Origin of the sequence: Stenotrophomonas sp. HMWF003, from assembly GCF_003061285.1 — a bacterium.
In the GTDB taxonomy this organism is placed as follows: domain Bacteria; phylum Pseudomonadota; class Gammaproteobacteria; order Xanthomonadales; family Xanthomonadaceae; genus Stenotrophomonas; species Stenotrophomonas maltophilia_AP.
Map to the genome: position 1 here is coordinate 1,954 of NZ_QAIW01000440.1, position 833 is coordinate 2,786.

Genomic DNA, 833 nt, shown 5'->3' on the forward strand with positions numbered 1-833 from the left:
GCTGCTGGCCCTGAGCCCCCTGTCCACGCTGGCGGCCGCGCCGGTCGCGCTGGTCGAAGGCACCGACTACGAACTGATCGAACAGCCCGGCCCGTATGCGCCGCTGGCCGGCAAGGTCGAAGTGGTGGAAATGTTCGGCTACACCTGCCCGCATTGCGCGCGATTCGAGCCGCAGCTGGAAGCCTGGGCCGCCAAGCTGCCCAAGGATGTGCGCTTCACCCCGGTGCCGGCCGCGTTCGGCGGTGTCTGGGATTCGTTCGCACGCGCCTACTTCAGCGCCGACCAGCTGGGCGTGGCCAAGCGCAGCCATCGCGCCATGTTCGAGGCGTTGCATGAAAAGAACAGCCTGCCCATGCAGAACGTCTCGCCGGACGAGCTGGCCGTGTTCTACAAGGACTACGGCGTGGCACCGGAGCGCTTCCTGGCCACCATCAAGGGCGATGCGGTCGAGCAGAAGCTGAAGGCCGCCCGCGCCTTCGCCCAGCGCACCAAGGTGCCCGGCACCCCGGCCCTGGTGATCAATGGCCGTTACCTGGTCAAGGGTGACTCGTTCGAGGCGCTGCTGCGCAACGCCGACGCCCTCATCGTCAAGGCCCGCAGCGAACGCACGCGCTGAGTGCAGGCTCGCTGAACCGTCACACACCGTCCACGCCGGACGCGCGTTGGCGCATGCCATCATTCCCCTCTGGCCGGCACCCCGGGTGCCGGCCCCACCATGTTCATCCGCTGGAGATGCCTAGATGAAGACCCGTTTCGCGATTTCGCTGCTGGCCCTGCTGCCGATCCTGGCAGCCTGCAAGGCCCAGGACGGCACCGCCAACACCACCGCCCCG

Annotated in this window: 1 protein-coding gene and 1 pseudogene; both read left to right on the plus strand. The window is 67.9% G+C overall.

The window, feature by feature from the left end:
- Position 1 precedes the first annotated feature (1 nt).
- Complete coding sequence (locus tag DBR34_RS19300; protein WP_258224141.1) at positions 2-616, plus strand: thiol:disulfide interchange protein DsbA/DsbL; 615 nt, start codon at positions 2-4, stop codon at positions 614-616.
- 124 nt (positions 617-740) lie between these two features.
- Positions 741-833: pseudogene (locus DBR34_RS19305) on the plus strand (thiol:disulfide interchange protein DsbA/DsbL); the annotation flags it as partial.